20 protein-coding genes are annotated in these 20304 nt (G+C 56.0%); 13 read left to right on the top strand and 7 right to left on the bottom strand.

Annotation, left to right across the window (positions count from 1 at the left end; genetic code table 11):
• Positions 1-51 precede the first annotated feature (51 nt).
• Positions 52-711, bottom strand: coding sequence for a hypothetical protein (locus WW58_RS12195; protein WP_046437955.1), 660 nt, complete (start codon positions 709-711; stop codon positions 52-54).
• A 228-nt stretch (positions 712-939) separates the two neighbouring features.
• Between WW58_RS12195 and WW58_RS12190 the strand changes: the two genes are divergently transcribed.
• Genes WW58_RS12190 through WW58_RS12180 form a run of 3 tightly spaced genes read left to right on the top strand, consistent with a single transcriptional unit; the run spans position 940 to position 3559 of the window.
• Entirely contained in the window at positions 940-1986 is a 1047-nt protein-coding gene (locus WW58_RS12190; RefSeq protein WP_046437953.1) for an ABC transporter substrate-binding protein, read from the top strand.
• Complete coding sequence (locus tag WW58_RS12185; protein WP_046437951.1) at positions 1983-2771, top strand: ABC transporter ATP-binding protein; 789 nt, start codon at positions 1983-1985, stop codon at positions 2769-2771. The genes WW58_RS12190 and WW58_RS12185 overlap by 4 nt, the downstream gene beginning before the upstream one ends.
• Positions 2768-3559 carry an ABC transporter permease gene (locus WW58_RS12180; RefSeq protein WP_046437949.1) on the top strand — a complete coding sequence of 264 codons (792 nt, stop codon included), beginning with the start codon at positions 2768-2770 and terminating at the stop codon, positions 3557-3559. Before WW58_RS12185 ends, WW58_RS12180 begins: the two co-directional genes overlap by 4 nt.
• A gap of 59 nt (positions 3560-3618) precedes the next feature.
• Here the strand turns inward: WW58_RS12180 and lpxD are convergent, their stop codons facing one another.
• The gene (gene lpxD, locus WW58_RS12175; RefSeq protein WP_046437947.1) at positions 3619-4656 is read right to left on the bottom strand and encodes a UDP-3-O-(3-hydroxymyristoyl)glucosamine N-acyltransferase; all 1038 of its coding nucleotides are present in this window, start codon (positions 4654-4656) and stop codon (positions 3619-3621) included.
• A 39-nt stretch (positions 4657-4695) separates the two neighbouring features.
• Entirely contained in the window at positions 4696-5292 is a 597-nt protein-coding gene (locus tag WW58_RS12170) for an OmpH family outer membrane protein (RefSeq protein WP_022198432.1), read from the bottom strand.
• A 149-nt stretch (positions 5293-5441) separates the two neighbouring features.
• Here WW58_RS12170 and panC point away from each other — a divergent pair, with 149 nt between their 5' ends.
• Positions 5442-6287 (top strand): pantoate--beta-alanine ligase, encoded by an 846-nt coding sequence (gene panC / locus WW58_RS12165; RefSeq protein ID WP_046437946.1) that lies wholly within the window; start codon positions 5442-5444, stop codon positions 6285-6287.
• 29 nt (positions 6288-6316) lie between these two features.
• On the top strand, positions 6317-6970 hold the full coding sequence (locus WW58_RS12160; protein WP_046437944.1) for an ABC transporter ATP-binding protein: 654 nt from the start codon (positions 6317-6319) through the stop codon (positions 6968-6970).
• Between the two features lie 418 nt (positions 6971-7388).
• On the opposite strand, the gene WW58_RS12155 is transcribed toward WW58_RS12160, so the two are convergent.
• Complete coding sequence (locus WW58_RS12155; protein WP_031930226.1) at positions 7389-7985, bottom strand: hypothetical protein; 597 nt, start codon at positions 7983-7985, stop codon at positions 7389-7391.
• A 206-nt stretch (positions 7986-8191) separates the two neighbouring features.
• Between WW58_RS12155 and cdaA the strand changes: the two genes are divergently transcribed.
• The 4 genes from cdaA (at position 8192) to WW58_RS12140 (ending at position 12129) form a co-directional block, all read left to right on the top strand.
• A complete protein-coding gene (cdaA, locus tag WW58_RS12150) occupies positions 8192-8983 on the top strand; it encodes a diadenylate cyclase CdaA (protein WP_042447583.1) in 792 nt (263 codons plus the stop codon).
• Positions 8961-9113 carry a hypothetical protein gene (locus WW58_RS13710; RefSeq protein ID WP_012419453.1) on the top strand — a complete coding sequence of 51 codons (153 nt, stop codon included), beginning with the start codon at positions 8961-8963 and terminating at the stop codon, positions 9111-9113. Before cdaA ends, WW58_RS13710 begins: the two co-directional genes overlap by 23 nt.
• A 12-nt stretch (positions 9114-9125) precedes the next feature.
• On the top strand, positions 9126-9767 hold the full coding sequence (gene bioD, locus WW58_RS12145) for a dethiobiotin synthase (protein WP_046437941.1): 642 nt from the start codon (positions 9126-9128) through the stop codon (positions 9765-9767).
• A gap of 661 nt (positions 9768-10428) precedes the next feature.
• Positions 10429-12129, top strand: coding sequence for a family 20 glycosylhydrolase (locus WW58_RS12140; RefSeq protein WP_215833606.1), 1701 nt, complete (start codon positions 10429-10431; stop codon positions 12127-12129).
• 12 nt (positions 12130-12141) lie between these two features.
• On the opposite strand, the gene WW58_RS12135 is transcribed toward WW58_RS12140, so the two are convergent.
• A complete protein-coding gene (locus WW58_RS12135) occupies positions 12142-13521 on the bottom strand; it encodes an alkaline phosphatase family protein (protein ID WP_046438018.1) in 1380 nt (459 codons plus the stop codon).
• A gap of 53 nt (positions 13522-13574) precedes the next feature.
• Here WW58_RS12135 and rph point away from each other — a divergent pair, with 53 nt between their 5' ends.
• Both rph and WW58_RS12125 read left to right on the top strand, forming a co-directional pair.
• Positions 13575-14387 carry a ribonuclease PH gene (gene rph / locus WW58_RS12130; RefSeq protein WP_102758685.1) on the top strand — a complete coding sequence of 271 codons (813 nt, stop codon included), beginning with the start codon at positions 13575-13577 and terminating at the stop codon, positions 14385-14387.
• Between the two features lie 192 nt (positions 14388-14579).
• Positions 14580-15338: a type II secretion system protein gene (locus tag WW58_RS12125; RefSeq protein WP_012419448.1), complete on the top strand. Its 759-nt coding sequence runs from the start codon at positions 14580-14582 to the stop codon at positions 15336-15338.
• 589 nt (positions 15339-15927) lie between these two features.
• Here the strand turns inward: WW58_RS12125 and WW58_RS12115 are convergent.
• On the bottom strand, positions 15928-18006 hold the full coding sequence (locus tag WW58_RS12115; protein WP_046438015.1) for an alpha-L-fucosidase: 2079 nt from the start codon (positions 18004-18006) through the stop codon (positions 15928-15930).
• A 188-nt stretch (positions 18007-18194) separates the two neighbouring features.
• Between WW58_RS12115 and WW58_RS12110 the strand changes: the two genes are divergently transcribed.
• Together WW58_RS12110 and nadD are read left to right on the top strand one after the other, a co-directional pair.
• The gene (locus WW58_RS12110; protein WP_012419445.1) at positions 18195-18872 is read left to right on the top strand and encodes a M23 family metallopeptidase; all 678 of its coding nucleotides are present in this window, start codon (positions 18195-18197) and stop codon (positions 18870-18872) included.
• Positions 18873-18882: 10 nt separating this feature from the next.
• A complete protein-coding gene (gene nadD, locus WW58_RS12105; protein WP_012419444.1) occupies positions 18883-19464 on the top strand; it encodes a nicotinate (nicotinamide) nucleotide adenylyltransferase in 582 nt (193 codons plus the stop codon).
• A 14-nt stretch (positions 19465-19478) separates the two neighbouring features.
• On the opposite strand, the gene truA is transcribed toward nadD, so the two are convergent.
• Positions 19479-20276, bottom strand: coding sequence for a tRNA pseudouridine(38-40) synthase TruA (gene truA, locus WW58_RS12100; protein ID WP_046437935.1), 798 nt, complete (start codon positions 20274-20276; stop codon positions 19479-19481).
• Between the last annotated feature and the right edge of the window lie 28 nt (positions 20277-20304).

Raw genomic sequence — 20304 nt, 5'->3', positions numbered from 1 at the left:
CCGCCGGCCCTGGGGCGGCTGTTTCTTCCGTGGAATGGCCGTCCTGGATTGTTAGCCCTTGGTTTGCCGGGAGGCTCTTTTTTCCGCCAGGTGCATGCAGCCGAGGACGAGGGCGATGATGACCAGAGGCCCCAGGATGTCCGCATACCCCACCATGCCCGTGTTCACGGGGGCCACGCAAAGCAGGAACCACCAGGCCAGGGCCAGCAGGCGAAGCAGGGGCGGGGTTCCGCTGCCGGAGAGGAAGACATAGATGACGAGAGCCCAGAATTGGGGAAAACGGGGCAGCGTGACCAGCCATTCCCGGTGGTCCCCTCCGGGCCAGACAAGCGTACCGTGGGGGCCGGCTGCGGGAAGGTCTCCCCACATGGCGCCTGAGGGAAGCGCCATGTTCATCAGCAGGTTCAGGAACAGGCCCGCATATACGGTTATCATCAAGGCCCTCCATTGGGCGCCTGTTCGCACCGCCAGGAACAGGAAGGCCGGCACCAGCAGGAAGGGAGTCAGTTCCAGGGCTCCCATCCAGAGAGGGAGATTTGTTCCTATTTCTGCAAGGCGGTCCGCGCCTTGTGGAATGGCGGAAAGAACGGCCCAGTACAGGAGCATCAGAAAGATGCAACGGTACCTGGCGCCCCGGCTTACCGGGCGTTCTTCATCCGGAGGAAGGCCCAGCCATGCTCCGGATGAGGGCTGGTCGGGGGAGGATTGCATGGCGGGTTGGGAATGGTGCTTTTGTAACGGGAACGTGCAGGTTTGTCAATAAAGCCCGGTTCAGATCCGGAACCGGGATTATTTTTCAACAAAACGGGCATTTTTACTGTCCACATTGTGACAAAGTTGTTGCCTTCGGCTTCTTGCCTCCGGCGGCTTCTTCTGCTAGTCGGTGCCTGAAAGGCCGCGGAAAAACGGCTGTGCCTCAGTATCCCATTCTTTTTGCTTATGACCCGTTCCAGATTCCTGATGATTTTACCGGCCCTGTTTTTATGTCTGCTGGCTGTTTCCTGCGGAAAGAAGGAGAAGGAAGATCCCAATGTCGTAGAGTTGAATTTCGGTCATTTTCCCAACGTGACACATGTGCAGGGCCTGGTGGCGCATCATTTTTCCCGGCAGGGGAAGGGGTGGTTTGAAGAACGGCTGAAGGAGGCTACCGGAAAGGATGTCAGGATCAACTGGTACGTGTACAATGCGGGCCCCAGCGCCATGGAAGCCGTGTTCGCCCGGTCCATTGAACTGGCTTATGTGGGGCCCAGCCCGGCCATCAATGCGTTTGTGCGTTCCCGCGGGGAGGATATCAGGATGATTGCCGGAGCTGTGGAAGGAGGCGCCGCCCTGGTGGTTCCGAAGGATTCCTCGCTGAAGGAGCCTGCGGATTTCCGCGGCAAGGTGATTGCTACTCCCCAACTGGGGAATACGCAGGATGTTTCCGCCCGCGCCTGGTTTTCCCGCGGCGGCCTGCATGTGACGCAGCGCGGCGGGGACGTGACTATTCTGCCGACTCCCAACCCCGAACAGCTCAGCCTGTTCCGGCAGGGCAAGCTGGACGGCGTGTGGACGGTGGAACCCTGGGTGAGCCGCCTGGTGCTGACGGCGGGAGGCAGGGTGCTGGTGGACGAGAAAGAGTCCATCGCGACCGTGCTGGTATGTGGAGCGGAGTTTCTCAGGGAAAAGCCGGAGGTGGCGAAAGCCCTGGTGCAGGCGCATGAGGAGCTGAACGAATGGATAAGGCTGCATCCGGATGAGGTCCAGTCAATCGTGGTCAGGGAGCTGGAGGATCTGACGCATTCCAGAATAGACCCGGCATTGATTGCGGAGGCCTGGAAAAGCATCGTCATCAAGGACAGGATTTCCATTCCCAAGCTCCGGCAGTTTGTGCAGGACGCCCATCAGGCCGGATTTATGAAAGAAGTTCCGGATGTAGGCGGACTGGTGGTGCCGGAGGCGGCGGAGGAGCAGTTGACCATGGCGAAGGAGGCGGGCGGAAGATGATTGCGGGTGCAGAACATTGCGGCCCCGGAGGCTGCAAGCTCCGTATTGCCGGCGTGAGCAAGGTGTTTGACGGGAGGCGCGGAAAGGTGGTGGCTCTGGAGGGCATTAATTTGAATATCAGAGGAGGCGAGTTCGTGTGCCTGGTGGGGGCCAGCGGCTGCGGGAAGACTTCCCTGCTGAATATCATTGCAGGGCTGGAGTTTCCTTCTTCCGGGGTGGTGGAGCTGGACGGGGAGCCTGTGACGGGACCCGGACGGGACCGCACTGTGATGTTTCAGGAGTCCGCCCTGTTTCCGTGGCTGGATGTGCTGGGGAACGTGATGTTCGGCTTGAAGCTGGTGCCCGGACTGACTCGGGGAGACCGGCTTGCCATGGCGGAGAAGAATCTGGAACTGGTGGGGCTGAAAGAGTGTGCCCATGCTCATATTCATGAACTTTCCGGCGGAATGAAGCAGCGCGTGGCGCTTGCCCGCGCCCTGGCTGCCAGCCCCCGCATTTTGCTGATGGACGAGCCTTTTGCCGCCCTGGACGCCATGACCCGCGAACAGCTTTATCAGGATATTCAGGAGATTCATTTACGCTGCGGCATGACGATTGTTTTCGTTACGCATAATATGCGCGAGGCCGTGTGCCTGGGGGATCGTGTGGTGTTGCTCACTCCACATCCGGGGCGCGTCTGTGAGGAATATTTCGTGGATTTTCCTCATCCTAGGGATATTAACAGCAGTGATTTGGCGGAATTGTCCGCCCGCATTACCCGTGATTTGAAAGGAGCCACGGCATGAACAGGAACAAATGGTCCAAGTGGGGGGCGCACGCCTGTTCGCTTGTGTTTTTTATTCTCGTGGTCTGGGCATGGCAGCATTTGAGCGACCTGAGGGTCTGGAAGCCTTATTTGTTTCCCTCTCCGCTGGAAGTATGGGAGTATCTGCGCTCTTCATTTCAGGACGGGTCTCTGGAGGAGGCTTCATGGATTACCATGAAAAGGCTGGTGATGGGGTATGGAATCGGCCTGGTGACGGGGATTCCCCTGGGCATGCTGTGCTCCCGTTTCCAGCTTATGCAGAATACTCTGGGACTGGTTTCCCTGGGGTTCCAGGCTCTGCCCAGCGTGTGCTGGGTTCCGTTGGCAACCCTGTGGTTCGGCCAGACGGAAGGGGCTATGCTGTTCGTGGTGATTATGGGGACGCTGTGGTCCGTAATCCTGGCTACGGCCAACGGCATGCGGAACGTGCCGCCCATTTATGCCCGTGCGGCGCGCACCATGGGAGCAGGACCCATTTATTGCCTGATTCATGTGACGCTTCCCGCTTCCGCTCCGTTTGTGGTGAGCGGAATGAAGCAGGGATGGGCTTTTGCCTGGCGCTCCCTGATGGCTGCGGAAATTTTTGTTCCCATCCTGACCGGGTTCGGATTGGGCCAGCTGCTGCATTTCGGCCGCGAACTGAACGCGATGAACCAGGTCGTAGGCATCATGTTCGTGATTGTGGTGATTGGGCTGCTGTCCGACAAGATTCTGTTTTCTCCTCTGGAACGGTTTCTGCACCGCCGCTGGGGGACAGGACAGGCCTGAAGCGGCGGGAACAGAAACACGGAGAGGGGCTGCAGAGCGTTCCGGCGATATGGTGCCCGTTATTTGCCGGAAGAATCCAGCTCCTTTTTGAGCGCGCGGACTTCCTTAATCAGTGCCGGAAGTTTTTTGAGGGCGGCATATTGGCGGGTAGCGTCCTTGTAGGGGAAAGCCGGCATGCCCCAGTAAGTAGAGTTTTCCGGAATGTCCGAGATGACTCCCGTTTTAGCGCCCAGCGTGGATTTGGAACCGATGTTGAGGTGTCCTGAGATGCCGACCTGGGCGGCGATGGTGGCATAATCCCCCACTTTGGTGCTGCCGGCTATGCCGGATTGGGCGACGATGATGCAATGCCTGCCGACAACGACGTTATGGCCGAGCTGGATCAGGTTGTCTATTTTGGTGCCTTCCCCCACAATGGTGCGCCCGAATCTGGCGCGGTCAATAGTTGTGTTGGCCCCTACGTCCACGTCATCCCCCAGTTCCACAATTCCTACCTGGTCAATGCCCACGTAGCGTCCATTGTCTCCCATCAGGAAGCCGAATCCGTCGGAACCGATGACGGCTCCGGGCTGGATGGTCACCCTGTTGCCGAGTTTGCAGCGTTCCCTGATGGTAACATGGGCATGCAGGCGGCAGTTTTCCCCCATGGTGACGCCGTCTCCGATATCGCAGCCGTTGCCAATGTCCGTTCCGTCTCCGATTACGCAGTGAGCCCCGATGCAGGTATAGGCTCCTACATGGATTTTGTCCGGGTTGAAGCTGGCCGTGGGGTCGATGATGGCTGTGGGATGAATGCCGGGGGTGAACCGGTAGGCGGAAGCCATGAAATATTTCACCAGGGCGTTGAATGCCATGGAGGGGTTGTTCACTTCCACGAAGGCGGCGTGTTCCGGATACGCAGGCAGGCCCGGCGGCACCAGCACGATTCCGGCAGAGGTATGCAGGAAGTCCTGGAAGTATTTTTCATTGCCAAGGAAGGAGGCTTCTTCACGGGATGCGTCAAGAAGGGAAGCGACCCCGAATACAGTCAGTTCGGGGGCGCCGGAAAGTATTTTTCCCCCGGTGAGGGCGGCCACGGCTTCAAGTGTAAGCTTCATGGGTATATGATTCCGCCTTCCCGGGGGTAATGTCAAGGGTTAGTTGGCCGGGGCCGCGGGAGCGGCAGGGACGGCCGGAGCCTTTTTCTTGGAGGGGTCAAACCCTTCGGGGGCGTCCTTGTTGAGTTCTTTCATCACTGTGGGGGTAATGTCCATGCCGGGCTTCGTGTAGACGAATACCTGGTTGGAGCGAAGGGCCTGGGCGCTTTTGTCCAGAACGAGGTCATAGTTGCCCTTGGTGGCGATGCCTTCCGTGATTTTTGTGATTTCTCCCATGATTTTGGCGGAACGCACTTTCATTTGTTCCTGAAGGGATTTAAGCTGGCGTTCCACAAATCCGCGGCGTTCCTGTTCCAGCGCAATGACTTCCTGACGCTTGATCTGGGCTTTTTGCTCCAGCTCCTTTTTGTCCTTTTCATTCAGCATGGGATCCTGAAGCCTTTTGACCATGTCGTTGAAGTCCGCTTCCATCTTTTTGATGGTTTCCGCGCGGGTGTTGTTGGTTTCCTGTACCGTCTGGGCAGCCTTGTCTACTTCCGCCTGGGCTTCATGGGTCTTGTAGTAGTCGGCAAAGAGTTTCTGCACATCCACCGTCGCTACCTTAAGTTCAGCGTTGGCCGTGGCGCTTAATGCCATTGCTGCTGATACACCTAATGCTGTTTTGAAGAATCTCATAATTTTTAGCGTCTTCTGACTTTATCAGTTTACATGTGGAATGGCATGCGTCAACCTTCTAGCAATATTTCAGGATTGAACTTTTGTCATCAAGGGGCCACTTTAGGCGCATGCAAACATTTTCCACCAAGGCCCAGTTGAGGGCTGCCCTCCTCAAGCACCACCGCAAACATGACCATGTGGTTCTCGTCCCCACAATGGGGGCCCTCCACGCCGGACACCGCGCTTTGCTGGAACAGGCGCGCAAGTTGGCCGGGGAGGATGGCGTGGTGGTTGCCAGTATTTTCGTCAATCCTATCCAGTTTAACAATTCCTCCGACCTTCAGACTTATCCCCGGACTCCTGAAAAGGATTTGGAGGTGTGCGAAGGTGCAGGCGTGGATTATGTGTTTTCCCCTGCTCCTGAAGAAATGTATTCCGGAGAACGCAGCATTGCCGTGGAAGAAAGCTTTTTGTCCACAACATTGTGCGGTGCGTCCCGCCCGGGGCATTTTTCCGGTGTCTGCACGGTGCTTGCCAAACTGTTCAACCTGGTACAGCCCACGGACGCTATTTTCGGCAAGAAGGATTACCAGCAGCTTGCCATTATCCGCCGCATGGTGCGCGACCTGGATTTTCCGGTGCGCATTCACGGGGCGGAGATTGTAAGGCATGGCAACGGTCTGGCCTATTCCTCCCGGAACGCCCGCCTGACGCCGGAGCAGAAGGAGCAGGCCGTGGTAATACGGCAGGCTATGCTTCAGGCCCGGGACGAGTTCCAGGCCGGGGCGGACGCCTCCAAGGTGAAGGAGCATGCCGCCGCCATGATTGAGGGTGTACCCGGCACGCGCATCGATTATCTGGAGATTGTGGATGCGGAGACCATGCAGCCGCTGGCAGAGAACCGGAAGCCGGCCCTGATGGCCGCCGCCGTCTATTTCGGCGACGTGCGTCTTATTGACAACATAGAACTTTAATACGGCGAGGATTTTCTTATACTGCGCCCGTGATTACCGCCTCCAACCTCCACCGCAGCTATTCCATCGGCAAGAAGTCCATTGAGATCCTGCATGGGGTGGATTTGCACATTGCCGCCGGAGAGAAGGTGTTCCTGTGCGGCCCCAGCGGGGCCGGAAAGACCACGCTGATGTACACGCTGGCCGGATTGGAAACACCGCAAGAGGGAAAGGTAACGATTGACGGCACGGATATTTACGCCTTGTCCGCCACGGCCCGGGCCGTGTTCCGGAACCGGAACATGGGGTTTATTTTCCAGAATTATCTGCTGATGCCGGAATTGACAGCGCTGGAAAACGCCTGTCTGGCTTCCTCCATTGGCAGGAGGCCGCGCGTGGAATATGTGAGGGAACTGATGGAGCGCGTGGGTCTGTCCCACCGCCTGAACCACCTGCCCAGCGAGCTGAGCGGCGGGGAACAGCAGCGCGTGGCAATCGCCCGTGCCCTGGCGAACGACGCCCCCATTATTTTTGCGGATGAACCTACCGGGAACCTGGACCGGAAGAACGGCGCAGAGGTGCTGGACCTTTTGTTCGGCCTGGCGGACGAGTCCCGCAAAACGCTGGTGATTGTGACGCATGACGAGCATCTGGCACGGAGAGGGGACCGCATTATTACGATTATGGACGGGCAGGCCGTCTGAGGCTGCCGGGTGTAGGGGCCGCCTGCGTTTTATTTGATGCCCGCCGTCAGATGCAGGACGGCCTGGTGTCGCTCTGGGGCATCTGCCCCATGCGGCGGTAATCCAGCGTTTCCGGAAGGTTTCCTGTTGATGGCAGTTCGGTTTCCGGAAAAGGAAGGTGTCCGTTATCATGACGGCGGCTAGGTTTTTGGCCCGGAAATTGAGGTGATGAGAAAAGTTGATGTACCAACTTTTGATGTCCGCAGGATTGAGACAGATGGAAGGCAGGAAGGGCCGCCTATGTTTCTGAATTGCCCGAGCCCGCCTGCGGCTGTCCCTTTTGCCGACGATGGGGGTGAAGTTCCCTGTGCCCGGATACAGGGAACCCATGCCGTGCGGGAGGCTCACCGGTGAGTCGGTTGCGGACGGTGCTCATGCATTATTCCTTATAGTCTTCATCGGAATCACCCTTGCATAGAAATGCGAACTCCGGGGAACTTCCCGCTGTGTCCAGCAGTGAGCTCCATGTGAGATTGGGATAATCAATGAGATCATGTGCATAAGCCAGCATATTGTCCGGCGCCTGGCCATATCCACGTCCTACTTCACAGACGCATAAGATGAGAATGAGGTGTATGACTGGCGAGACAGGAGCGTCTTCCGGTATTCCCTCATTGAAATATTGGATCAATGCATTTGCGGATTCCTGACTGTCACTATCCAATTCTTGAAAGAGTTTTTTATAGGATTGGGGCCTTCCTTTTTTTATTACCGGGTCATATTTTTGCCAGCCTCTTCCTAATTTTACATCCAGTTCTCCTTTAAGTTTTTCAAATATTTGCGTGACTTCGGCAGGATCATGATCCTGAAGCCTTACCCAGGCGAGCCAGATTTTCCCTACTTCTTTTAATTGTTCGATTGCTATCATCTGGTGATTATTTTTTGTTTGGTTTTTCAGTGTATCCGCCGCAAGTTCATGCCGTAAATCCAGAGAGAATTTCAGTTTTCTGAAGCCTTGCTTTATGCGGATTAACATTGTTTATTTAATCCAATTTTTATTTATTGTTATTATTTATTTTCCAAAGAACCGCTCTTCTTTTTAAGAACTTCTATCTGTCTCCGGAACGTACAGAGATGTCTTCAAATTCGGGAACTGAGATGAACGGTAAATTCCCGGAGCCTGCCGGCAACGCGAGAGGATCGGTATTGCATTCGGCCGGGTTGTTGTGTAGCCTGTTGGGCATGTGGGACTGGATTGTGATCAAGGATGCGCTCCGGGCGGTTGTTGAAATTTTCATCCTGTGGGTGTTCCTGTACCAGATTTACCGTGCTTTCCACGCAACGCGCGGCGCGCGCATCATGGTGGGGCTGTTCGCCTGCTTTCTGGCCCTGGTGGTGCTGGCCTTTTTCTTTCAGCTGAATGTTATTTCGTGGATACTGACGCGCATTTTCGCCCCCGGCCTGGCGCTGGCTCTGGTGGTGATTTTCCAGCCGGAGCTGCGCGTGGGGCTGGCAAAGCTGGGAAGCCACCCGTTTTTTTCTTCCTTCGCCAAGCTTCAGCGGGTGGATTTCCTGGATAATTTCTGCAAGGCGGTAAGCAAGCTTTCCAACCAGCGGTTCGGCGCCCTGTTCGCTTTTGAGAGGAGCATCAGCATGAAGCCTATTGAGGATTCCGGCGTGAAGCTGGACGCCATTTTTTCTCCGGAACTGGCCCTGACGATTTTCCATACCAAGACGGCTCTCCACGATGGGGGCGTGGTGATTTCCGGCGACCGCATTTCTGCGGCTGCCTGCGTGTTCCCTGTTTCCCAGAAGGAAATGAGCGACCGTACCTTGGGGCTGCGCCACCGCGCGGGCGTGGGCATGTCCGAGGAGAGCGACTGCGTGGTGGTGGTGGTGTCCGAGGAGACGGGGGCTATCGCGTTGGCCGTAGGCGGGAAGCTGGAACGCAACCTGACTCCGGAACAGTTGAAGGGACGCCTTGAAGAGCTGCTGAATATTTCTTCTTCCAATGAAAAAACTGCTATTGCTTAATTGGCCTGCCAAGTTGTTCTGTCTGGTGCTGGCCGTGATTATCTGGTCTTTCATCAATCACTGGGTGACCACGAATGACGGCGTGCCTTCCCGCGGGCAGCTTGAGGAGATTAGAAGATCCCATCCCTGAATATTTACCGTTATGAGGAATTTCATTGTTACCGGTACCGATACGGAAGTCGGTAAAACTTATGTGAGCTGCCTGATCGTCAAATCTCTAAGAGAAGCGGGCATCAATGCCGCCGGGTTCAAACCCGTGGCCTGCGGAGACAGGCAGGATGCCCGCCTTTTGCGCGAAGCCGGGACGAAGGATCTGACGCTGGATGAACTGAATCCCGTTTTTTTGAGGAATGCCACGTGTCCTTATGTGGCCGCACGGCTGGAGAATACGAAAGTGGATGAAAAGGTTATCCTGCGGGCTTATGACGCTTTGTCCGCCGCACATGAGTGCGTGGTGGTGGAAGGGGTGGGAGGATGGGAAGTCCCGATTGGCCCCGGAAGGAATTTCAGCGATATGGCTGCGGATTTCAAGCTGCCTGTTCTTCTGGTGATCGGCAACAAGCTGGGAGCCATCAACCATGCCCTGTTAACGCTGAATGCAATCAAGGAACGCGGCCTGGAATGCCTGGGCATCGTGTTCAATAATGTGAAAGATGAATGGGATACTGCCTGCGTGACGAACAGGAGCATGGTGGAGGAGTTTTCCGATGCGCCCATTCTCGGCGAATTGATTCACGGGCAGGATTACATGGACATGGACGTCCTGCTGGAACGTTTGCACTGACTGGAGGAGTCTGTCTGGCGAATGAACGGGACGATAGCGAAGACGCCCGTTCGTTATTGCCGGATTTGCGGAGGGAAACAGCGATATGGAGGAATAAGCATGTCGGTGTTGGAGAGGATGGGAAAAGCATTTGGTTTCCCAGTTGAGAAAGCCCTGTTTTGACAGGAGCGGAGATGGAATGCCGTAGTTAAGGAATGCTTTTGTTCAGAGTGTTCAGCATTCCCGTACGGTTTTTTATTGCCTTGCTGATTTATTTTTCATGGGGGCCGCTGGCCGGAGGGGTGGTTACCGCGCCTGTGCCGGAGTTTTCTTCCCCCGCGCTTATTCCATATCCTTCCAAAGTCGTCAGGGGCGCGGGCGAGGCAGGTTTCAGGAGCGTTCATGTGAAGGTTGGTTCGGATGTTCCTGGCAGGGATGATTTGATGAAGGAGATCAAGGACATATTCAGGACTTCCGGCATTCAGGGTTCCCTGAATAGTGGGGGGGCTGCTGAAGGTGCCATGACATGGGAATTGTTTCCGGACGCCAGGATGAAAGGAGAGGGGTATGACCTGTCCGTCGGATTGGGAAAAGCAACCGTCAGGGAGGAAGTTTTGGCGGTTTTTTTAACGCTCTTCAAACGCTGCGGCAACTGGTTTTCAATAGAGAAGGGGAATTTGCCATGCCTGTTGTGCGTATTAGTGACAAACCCGCTTTCGTCCTGCGGGGAATTATGCTGGATGTGGGGCGTTATTATATGTCTCCTGCCTTGATCAAGGATGTGATGCGCCGTCTTTCCCGCTATAAGATTAATACGCTGCATCTTCATTTGACGGATGATCCCGCATGGAGGCTGGAAGTGAAGAAGTATCCGGCCCTGACGGATGGGGCTTTTCATTGGAAGTCCCGGCTCCCGGGGCGGTTTTATACACAGGCTCAATTGAAGGATCTGACGGATTATTGCGCCCGGCTGAATATCCAGGTGATTCCGGAGATTGACATGCCGGGACACAGCCAGCCTTTTGCCAGGGCCATGAAGACCGGCATGCAGACGGAGAAAGGTGTTTCCATATTGAAGGATGTCGTGGACGAGGCCGTTTCCCTGTTTCCCGGGAGGTTTTTCCACATGGGGTCCGACGAGGCGCACATTTCCATGAAGGATTTTATCCCACGCATGGCGGAGCATATCCGCGGGAAGGGCAAGGAGGTGGTCGTGTGGTCTCCGGGCGGCCCGCACGATAAGGATTCCGTATTGATGTGCTGGGGAGAGAACGAGGCCGACACCAGGATGGATAAGAATATGAAGCGCATCGACAGCAATGGTTTTTACATTGACTGGGCGGATTCCCAGTCCGGCGTGTACCAGGTGTTTTTCCAGCAGCCCTGCGAGGTGCCTCAAGGGGATGATAAGGCGTTGGGGGCCATCATGCCCGTGTGGTGCGACGGAAACCTGAGCAGTGAGAGGCGGGTGCTGGAACAGTATCCGTTTTATCCTTGTGCATTGACGTTTGCAGAGCGTGTCTGGCGCGGAAGCGCTACCAAGAGGAGGGATTATATGGCCCAGCTTCCCCCCAGGGGAACGGACGGCTGGAAGGAATTCCGGGAGTTTGAACAGCGTTTGGCTTTCCATCGTGATCATTTTTTCCAAGGCGTTCCTTTTGCCTATGTGAAACAGGCGGACGTTGCCTGGAGCCTGGTGGGGCCATTCGACCACCGGGGGAAGAATGATACCTCTTTTGAACCGGAAAGAAGAATAACCCCTTCCTACAGGGACGGGGACAGGATACTGGCCTGGAAGAAGACTCCTGTTTACGGCGCCGCCGTACATGTCAGGCATCTTTTTGCGATGTTCAACATGCACCGGAACCAGTACCGGACGGACCACTGGCCCACGCTGATGTCAAGGGAGGTTGGAAAGGAGGATGGAACCTGCTATGCTCTGACTTTCATCCGCAGCCCCAGGGAGCAGGAGGTGTGGCTGATGTTTGGCCTGAACGGCATGTGGGGGCATTCAGGCGGGTACCGTAGCGCACGCGCCCCTGAACAGGGAAGCTGGGATTTTTCCGGCGGGGACGTATGGTTGAACGGAAGGCGCGTGAACCCTCCCAGGTGGCCTTTCAAGAGCCTGCCCTGGACGGGGTGGGGAAAGGGGCGCATTGAAGAATCTCCTCTGACCTGGGAAGGGTATTTTTTCCGCCCTCCTGTAAAGATCAAGCTCCGCAAGGGGTTGAACCGTGTATTGATCCGCAGCGTGTTCGGGCACTGGAAGGGAGACGACGGCCAGAGAAGCTGGTTTTTCTGCTGCATTCCCGTCCTGTGGGACGGCATTCATTACCGGGAGGTTCCCGGCCTGGAATATGACCCCCGTCCGGATGCCCGCTGAGGGGAACCGCTATTATTCTTTTTCAAAGACGGAGAGGATGGCTTGATGGACATCCTCAGCGGCATGGATTTCCGGCAGGAAGGCCGGGCCGATGAATACGGGCTGCTGGTTTGCAGGCACCCGGTCTCTGCCATGGGAACCTTTCACCTGGTCGCCATTGAGGGGGATAACTTTCATCAGGGCGCGGAACCCCAGCTTTTTTTTCAGCAGAAAGGCGGCGGCATGGAACATGGGGAGGGTAAGGCTCGGATCAAAGAACATTTCCGCAGGGTCATAGCCGGGTTTACGGTGGATGTCCACGCAGCGGGCGAAGTCCGGCGCCTTGGTGTCATCCAGCCAGTAATAGTAGGTGAACCATGCATCCGGGGCTGCGACGGCGGTGAATTCCGGCAGGCGTTCCAGAGCCGCGGAAAAAAGGCCGGAGAAGTCCGTTTCCCTGATTTCTTCCACTCCGGGTGTGGCGGAGAGCAGTGCTTTCACTTCTTCTTTTACGGAAGGATCATTGATGTAGATATGGGCAGTCTGGTGGTCCGCCACGGCAAAGGCGCGGGAGGCGCCGCAGTCCAGCATTTCCGTACCCATTTCCGGTTTGACGGTGATCCAGCCCTGTTCCCGGAAGAGGCGGTTGAGGGCAATGCTGCGGGATACGTCGGAAATACCGTATTCACTGAGGACGACGGGGGTGACGCCTTCCCGTTCCAGAAAGTCGATCAAGTCGCAGAGAAGACCGTCCATAGCCTTTGCCGCGTGGGCAGCCTGGGTCGAGGACGGTCCGAATTTCTGAAGGTCATAGTCCAGATAGGGCAGATAGATGAGGCTGAGGTCAGGGCGATGTTTCCGTTCCACCCACCGGGCGGAGTCTGCTATCCATTGGGAGGACTGAATCCCTGCCATGGGGCCCCAGAAGGTGGGGAAGGGGAATTCTCCCAGATCCTTTTTAATGGTTTCCCGGAGTTCCATGGGTTGGGTGTAAATGTCGAAGATCTTGCGGCCGTCCGCCGGGTACATGGGGCGCGGCGTGATGGTCCAGTCCGCCGTGGAATACATGTTGTACCACCAGAAAAGTTTGGCGCAGGTGAAGCCGGAACCGTACCGTTCCCTCAGTTTCTCCCAGAGGCGCGGGCCCTGCACCAGCTTGTTGGACTGCTTCCAGAATTGGATTTCACACATGTTCCGGTTGTACCATCCGTTGCCGGGAATGGCGTGCTCCCGCGGGGAAAGCCCTGTCACGTAGGTGCTCTGGGCAGAGCAGGTAAGGGCCGGAAAGGCCGGAGGGAAGGAGGAAACGTTCCGCCCCTCCGCCCAGGCGGAGAGCCGCGGCATGTGTTCCATCATCTGGCGGGAAAGGGCCACCACGTCAATGACGGCCACACGGGTACGAGGGTGTTTCATGGGAGGGATATTAGCGGTTTGGAACGGGAATTCCATCTTTCCATTTGAAAAAGATGACGGTATCCGTCATGATTCCCCGCATGGAACGTCAGGATAAACGACTTGTGGACCAGTTGCGTCCGATCAGCTTTGAAACGGGTATCGCCCCGAATGCCACGGCTTCCGTGCTGGTGACTTTCGGACGCACCAAGGTGATTTGCGCCGTTACGATTGAGGAGGATGTACCCCGCTGGATGAAGGTTCAGCGTGTGGAGGGAGGATGGCTGACGGCGGAGTATTCCATGCTTCCCTATTCCACGCTTGACCGTAAACGCCGGGATATTACGGCGGGGAAACTGGACGGACGTTCCAGCGAGATCCAGCGTCTGATCGGCCGTTCCCTGAGGGCGGCCGTGGATCTGGGCAAGATCGGCCAGCGCACGATTTGGGTGGATTGCGACGTTTTACAGGCTGATGGCGGTACCCGCACCGCTTCCATTACCGGGGCTTCCGTAGCTCTGGCCATTGCCGTGAACAAGCTTGTCGCGGAAGGAAAGCTGGCGGAGTCTCCCATGAAAAGGCTGGTTTCCGCCGTATCCGTGGGAATACTGGAGGGAGAGGCTCTGCTGGATCTCTGCTATGTGGAGGATAAGGATGCGGAAGTGGATATGAATCTGGTGATGACCGACCAGGGAGAGTTTGTGGAGGTGCAGGGGTCCGGTGAAGAGGCCGTGTTCACGGAGGATCAGATGAACCGGATGCTGGAATTAGGCCGCAAGGGGCTGGAAGAGATCGCGGAACTCCAGCGGCAGGTGATTGCCGAGGAGGACAGGCCGTCCGTCGGAGCTTTGGAAGGGTTGAGTTCCTTTTTCGGCAGCGGCAGGTAGGATTTTTCCCCATGGCCCGGTATTTTCCGGGCCTTTTGCAGGGGGGCTGCGGCAGAGTTTTCACTCCTTGCAGGACCAAGATTTTTATGAGAATATGCTTGTCCTGACTGGGAAATCGCGTTAATAGTAGAAACGAACATAGATAACCACGTACGGTTTTCTTAAACTGTAAACATTCCATCATATCCAACAATGAAAGTATCTTTTGCAACACACCAGTTACGCAGGGGGTTTACCCTGATTGAACTCTTGGTTGTCATTGCCATTATCGCCCTGCTGGCTTCCGTGGCCTATGGTCCTATCCTGAACCAGATCAACAAAGGCGACCAGATGCAGGCCCTGACCAACATGAAGAACGTGGGCGTGGCGATGAACGAGTTCAAATCCAACAGCAAACTGGGCAATTTCCCCGATGACATCACTGCCGACCGCGTTGTTGCCCAGCATAATTATATGAGCGGCCTGGGCGCACTTCAGGGCGATACTTCCAATGACTATTTCCGTCAGCTTCTGGGCAATGAGTCTGTTTCCGAAAGCAACTTCTACGCCAAGGTTCAGACTCCTTCCGGCGGTTCCACCGTTACTCCCAACGGTGAAATTTACGACGGTCAGGCCCTGACCCCCGGTGAAGTGGGTATTTCCTACGTCATGCGCAAGGGTGACAATAACAAGAAAGTGGGTATTGGAAGTTCCGTGGGGGAATATCCCCTGATGGTCACTTCCGTGCTTCCTGGTGAAGACGGCAGCACCGTTGTGGCTGGCAATGCCGTGCGTTTTGACCCGGAAAGCTTCCGCGGCAAGGTTCTGATTTTCACGACTGCCCAGAGTGCCAAGACCCTGGAACTGGACGACAACGACAACCTTCAGGATACCTTCATTCCCAAGAGAAGGGGCAAGGACATCAGCGACCAGTTCCTGATCCTCACGCCTGATTTCAGCGGCCAGGAGTAAATTCGCCGCCGGCATGATTTGCACAGGGCGCATCCAAAAGGATGCGCCCTTTTTCATACCTGATTTTTGAAAAGGAAAGCTTCTGTTTTGCGGAAATCCCTCGCTGAGTTGACCGGGTCTTCCCGTTGTTTGCTTAAAATAGATTTTACGATGTAAGGAAAAGCGCCAGGTTTTCCGACGGCAGGGAGAAGATTGTTCGTACAAACAGGAAATGGAACAGAAGCCTTCCGGAGATGATATCGTGGCTGATTTCAGTCGGTAGGCGTTTTTCCCGGGGTTCTGCCGTTGGCATGGGGTTGCAGGGCTTTTTCCGATTTCAATATGTTCCGCATACCGGCGGTGGCTGAAAAAGGCAGCTATGCAGGAGCCGTCCCTTTGGACTTTTGGCCGTTGCGGCGATATACGGGACATTCCCAGCCTATTGAAGCGCTGCAGGGGGAGTTGGACGGAATTCTGGCCTGTCCTTTCCCGTTTTCCTTGATGCCGGTTTGTCTGCCGGAGCCTGTTTTGCAAATGGGTTCGTGCCGCAAAAAAGGCATTCCGGCCGTAAAAAACCGGAATGCCCTGGTGAGAAAAGTCAGGGAAGTTTTTATTTGCCTGCGGGAGTGCCGAAAACGTTTATTTCCGCAGCGGAAGCGCTGTTGCCGTCCAGAGAACTGGTGCCGATGAAGCGGAAGTAACGCACGGGTTCGTTCATGTTTTTGAGATTAACGGATTGCTCAATGGGGTTAGCGCGCAGGTTGGAGAATTCCCCTTCCGCCACTTTCGTCCAGTTTTTCCCATCCGCGCTTACTTCAAATTGGTATTTATCCGTCATGCCGGAGGTTTTTCCATCCTGTCTGGGCAGGTAGGAGAAGCTGGAAACCTGGTACGGTTTTCCCATATCCACCACAAAGGATTGAGGCGCTTCCGCCTTGGCAAGCCATGAGGTTTCCGGATTGTCGTCTATGGCCGCCGCCGCATTCCCGGATGTGGCGGTTTTCACTTTCCATCCGGTTTTGCTGATGCCGAATTTGGCCTGGCTGACAGGGCCCAATTTACCATTGGAGAATTGGCAGCGAGCCTTGACAATGCCGCTTTCCGTAAATTTAGCACCCTGGCTGTAAACGGGAGATCCTGCTTTGGGTTCGCTGCCGTCCGTCGTGTACAGGATTTTATTTTTGCCGTCCGCAATGATGACGAGGTTGTCTCCGCGGCGGAAGATGGAGGGCCGCACGGCGCCCGCAGGCTGGCGGAAGAGGGAGAATTCCGAGATGCAGGGAGTGGCCTGGCTGCCCGTGATGCGCAGGCGCAGTTTCTGGGTAGTGATGGGGCGGTTCAGGCGGCGCATGACCTGGTTGCCGATGGTTTTCCCTTCATTGTCGATACAAACCCATTTGCCATTGACGAAAGCATCAATATTGAAGGAGTCCACGCGTTGTCCCAGACGTGTTTGTTCGCGCAGCCGGATGACGTCGAAAGTGGCGGGTTTGGGCAGCGTAATAACGGCGGTGGGGGTCAGGTTGTCATCTTCCACGGCCCAGTAAGTTTCAATGTTGCCGTCCGTCATGTTGGAGGGCGAGAATTTTTTGTCGTTGCCGCGCGTCTGGCTGGCTGTGACGGTTGCTCCCAACGCGTAGTCCCTGGCATATAGCTTGTCGCGCAGTTCTTTGAATTCCAGCAGGGATTTGACATCCGCAGGATCCAGTCTGCCCGTTTTGTCCGCCGCCACGTTCAGAATGAGGTTGGCCCCGCGGCCTACGGAATCAAACCATACCTGCATAAGTTCTTCAGGGGATTTGACGCGGGATGCCTGTCCCTGGTGCCAGAACCAGCCGGCATGGTTGATGGTGGTGTCTCCTTCCGCAGGCACCCAGCGTTCTCCGCCGCGTTTTCCGGTGCCTCCGCCCCCGCCGTTCAGCCCTACAGTGCTCCAATGGGGATAATTGACGTGGCCTTTTTCGGAGCCTCCCCAGCGGGCGTCTCCGTAGTGGCCCGCTCCCCAGATGATGCAGCTGGGCTGGATTTTGCGGATCATTTCCACGATTTTTTCAAAGTTGTAGTATTTTTCCGCGTCACCGATATTGCGCTTTTCCCTGGCTCCTCCGTAATAGCCGTCTCCTCCGTTGGCTCCGTCAAACCAGATTTCAAAGACAGGCCCGTAATTGGTCAGCAGTTCCCGGATTTGTTTATAGTAAACGTCCAGGTAGCCATCCTTGCCGTAATCCGCGTTGTTGCGGTCCCAGGGGCTGAGGTAGGTGCCGAATTTGATGCCGTGCTTTTTGCAGGCAAGGGCGAATTCCCGGACTACATCTCCTTTTCCGTTTTTCCAAGGGCTCTTGGTGATGTTGTGGTCCGTGGATTTGGTGGGCCAGGCGCAGAAGCCGTCATGATGTTTGGCCGTGTAAATCATTCCTTTCATTCCGCCTTTTTTAAAGGTGGAGACGATATCGGAGGCATTGAAATCCGTGGGGTTGAAAATTTTCGGGTCTTCATCGCCGTAACCCCACTCCCGTCCCGTGAACGTATTCAGGCCAAAGTGGATGAAGCCGTAGAATTCCATGCGCTGCCAGTTGATTTGGGCGGGTGTTGGAATCGCGCCGTATGGTTTGGGTGGTGCTGCGGTCCAGCCGGGCAGCATGGAGGAAGAGAGAACCGTTCCGAGGAAGAGTGTGGTTAGTTTGTTCATGCGGAAAAAAGTGTGTTGAAAAATACGAAAATCGCTCCTCCCTTCTTTCATACGGAGGCTTTGCTGTCAAGTTGAAAGGAAGTGGGAAACATGGGGGAGCGTGTTAGTGAATTCTAACTCCGACATGCGGGGAATTCCGCTTGATACGGAGTAGGGAGCCGTTTAGCATACAAAGGACTTTCGTTCCCATGTCCTATTTCCGTTTTTTACTGCTGGCGCTGGTTTTTCTGACCGGTTCCGCGTTGATCAGCGAGAGCGCTCCCGTTTACATGGCCCGGCGGGACAGCAAGTTTGCGCTTGTTCCTCTTTGTGACGGTTTTGATTTTCCGGTAGGAAAGCCTGACGGCAACGGCTATTACCGGTCCCGCGGTCTGCGTCTGAAAAGCCCCCGTCACATGGGTGAGGATTGGAACGGCAATAAAGGAGGCAATTCCGATTTGGGCGATCCCGTTTATTCCGTAGGCCACGGGGTGGTAACTTATGCGGCGGACGCCCGGGGCGCGTGGGGAAAGGTGGTGATTGTGCGCCATGCTTTCCGCGAACCCAAGTCCGGAAAGGTTCTTTGCTGCCAGACGCTTTATTCCCATTTGAACGATATTAACGTTGTTTTGGGGCAGTTGGTGCTGCGCGGCACCCAGGTGGGCACTATCGGCACGAACCGCGGCATGTATCCGGCCCATCTTCATGTGGAGCTGCATTACAATCCGGATGTGAATTGCGGCCATCAGGGGATTCCCAAGACGGAGCGCAATTACGGCCGCCTGACGGATTTTATTACCCGCTTCCGCCGCCTGCCTCTGGAGAAAAGGATGGTGCGCGTTCCCATCGGCGGGTTTCTGCCTTACAAGGGAACGGAAGGACTCTGACTTCTGGTGGATGACGGTGAAGCTGTGTATTTTCGGCGGTTCGTTTGATCCCGTGCATGAGGGGCACGTTTGCATGGCCGAGCATGCTCGGAAATATTGCGGAATGGACCGCGTGCTGTTTATGCCGTGTTCCCTGTCTCCGCTGAAGGAGCAGGCCCCCTCCGTGACGGATGACCAGCGCTGCCGGATGATTGAGTTGGCTGTTCAAGGGCTGGATTGGGCCATGCTTGACCGGACGGATTTGGAACTTCCGCCTCCTTCGTGGTCGTGGAGGGTGGCTGAGAGGACGGCGGAGCGTTATCCCGGTGCAGAATTGTTCTGGCTGATGGGCAAGGATCAGTGGGATTCTCTGGAACAGTGGGGACGCTGGGAATATTTGTCCAGCCTGGTGACGTTCATTGTTTACCGCCGCGGCGGGGTTCCATCACCCAGGAAAGGGGTGCGCGCCCTTTTCATAGAAGGGGATGAACCCGCTTCTTCCACCCGCATACGGCATGATTTGCGTTCGGGCGTATGTCCGGTTCCCCATCTGAACCGGAAAGTGGAGGCGCTGATCAGGAGGGAAGGGCTGTACGGTACGGCACGCGTCTAGAAGGACGGCTGTTTTCAGTTTATTTTCTTTTTGTCTCCGAACGTTTCTTCCGGGTAATGGACCCTCATCAGCGTGAGTCCGTCCGGCGGGGCGCAAAACGGGCTTTTGTCATCCGGGAGCGGAGCGTTGATGAGGCGAGCCAGTTCTTCCAGCGTTATTTTTCCACGTGCGGCTTCATGGGCGGCTCCCGTCATGAGGCGCACCATTTTGTAGAGGAAGCCCGTTCCGGTAAAGGTGATGAAGACATGTTCCCCTGTCTGTGCCACTTGTGTCTGCGTGATGGTTCGGCGGAAGTAACCCTCCGGAATAGGGCGCGGTTCATTGCCGCGCAGGGCGGCAAAAGCAGTGAAGTCATGCGTTCCCCGGAATAGGTGTACCGCCTGTTCCAGAATATCCACGCTCCATGCCAGCGGGCGGTGCCAGGCCAGCCCGGCGTCAAAAGGGTTGAGGATGGGTGCGCGTGAAATGCAGTAACGGTAGGTTTTTCCCGTGGCGCTGAACCGGGCATGGAAACCGGGAGGAACGTATTCCGCATGGGTAATCCGGATGGTTCGGGGAAGGCGCGTGTTGAGCGCGGCAGGCCATTTGTCCGCAGGAATGCGGTGGGTATCCGGAGCGTCTGCATGAAAAACCTGGCCCAGAGCATGAACGCCGGCGTCTGTCCTGCCGGAACCGTGGATACGGCAGGGGGTTCCAAAGAGTCCGGAAAAGGCTCGTTCCAGCACGTCCTGGACGGTACGGCCTCCCGGCTGGCTTTGCCAGCCCAGATAAGGGCGTCCGTCATATGCGGCGGTGAAACGAATGCGGGTCATAGGGGTGATTGTGTTGGAACGGCCCGGT

This window comes from Akkermansia sp. UNK.MGS-1 (assembly GCF_000980515.1).
Lineage (GTDB): Bacteria > Verrucomicrobiota > Verrucomicrobiia > Verrucomicrobiales > Akkermansiaceae > Akkermansia > Akkermansia muciniphila.
Note: the sequence above shows the minus strand (reverse complement) of the source record. Positions and strands in the feature narration are given on the sequence as shown.

Bases quoted from the DNA above. Each gene is read 5' to 3' on its own strand.
- WW58_RS12195 (WP_046437955.1), bottom strand. From the start codon at position 711: ATGCAATCCTCCCCCGACCAGCCCTCATCCGGAGCATGGCTGGGCCTT.
- WW58_RS12190 (WP_046437953.1), top strand. From the start codon at position 940: ATGACCCGTTCCAGATTCCTGATGATTTTACCGGCCCTGTTTTTATGT.
- WW58_RS12185 (WP_046437951.1), top strand. From the start codon at position 1,983: ATGATTGCGGGTGCAGAACATTGCGGCCCCGGAGGCTGCAAGCTCCGT.
- WW58_RS12180 (WP_046437949.1), top strand. From the start codon at position 2,768: ATGAACAGGAACAAATGGTCCAAGTGGGGGGCGCACGCCTGTTCGCTT.
- lpxD (WP_046437947.1), bottom strand. From the start codon at position 4,656: ATGAAGCTTACACTTGAAGCCGTGGCCGCCCTCACCGGGGGAAAAATA.
- WW58_RS12170 (WP_022198432.1), bottom strand. From the start codon at position 5,292: ATGGCATTAAGCGCCACGGCCAACGCTGAACTTAAGGTAGCGACGGTG.
- panC (WP_046437946.1), top strand. From the start codon at position 5,442: ATGCAAACATTTTCCACCAAGGCCCAGTTGAGGGCTGCCCTCCTCAAG.
- WW58_RS12155 (WP_031930226.1), bottom strand. From the start codon at position 7,985: ATGTTAATCCGCATAAAGCAAGGCTTCAGAAAACTGAAATTCTCTCTG.
- cdaA (WP_042447583.1), top strand. From the start codon at position 8,192: ATGTGGGACTGGATTGTGATCAAGGATGCGCTCCGGGCGGTTGTTGAA.
- WW58_RS13710 (WP_012419453.1), top strand. From the start codon at position 8,961: ATGAAAAAACTGCTATTGCTTAATTGGCCTGCCAAGTTGTTCTGTCTG.
- bioD (WP_046437941.1), top strand. From the start codon at position 9,126: ATGAGGAATTTCATTGTTACCGGTACCGATACGGAAGTCGGTAAAACT.
- WW58_RS12140 (WP_215833606.1), top strand. From the start codon at position 10,429: ATGCCTGTTGTGCGTATTAGTGACAAACCCGCTTTCGTCCTGCGGGGA.
- WW58_RS12135 (WP_046438018.1), bottom strand. From the start codon at position 13,521: ATGAAACACCCTCGTACCCGTGTGGCCGTCATTGACGTGGTGGCCCTT.
- rph (WP_102758685.1), top strand. From the start codon at position 13,575: ATGACGGTATCCGTCATGATTCCCCGCATGGAACGTCAGGATAAACGA.
- WW58_RS12125 (WP_012419448.1), top strand. From the start codon at position 14,580: ATGAAAGTATCTTTTGCAACACACCAGTTACGCAGGGGGTTTACCCTG.
- WW58_RS12115 (WP_046438015.1), bottom strand. From the start codon at position 18,006: ATGAACAAACTAACCACACTCTTCCTCGGAACGGTTCTCTCTTCCTCC.
- WW58_RS12110 (WP_012419445.1), top strand. From the start codon at position 18,195: ATGTCCTATTTCCGTTTTTTACTGCTGGCGCTGGTTTTTCTGACCGGT.
- nadD (WP_012419444.1), top strand. From the start codon at position 18,883: ATGACGGTGAAGCTGTGTATTTTCGGCGGTTCGTTTGATCCCGTGCAT.
- truA (WP_046437935.1), bottom strand. From the start codon at position 20,276: ATGACCCGCATTCGTTTCACCGCCGCATATGACGGACGCCCTTATCTG.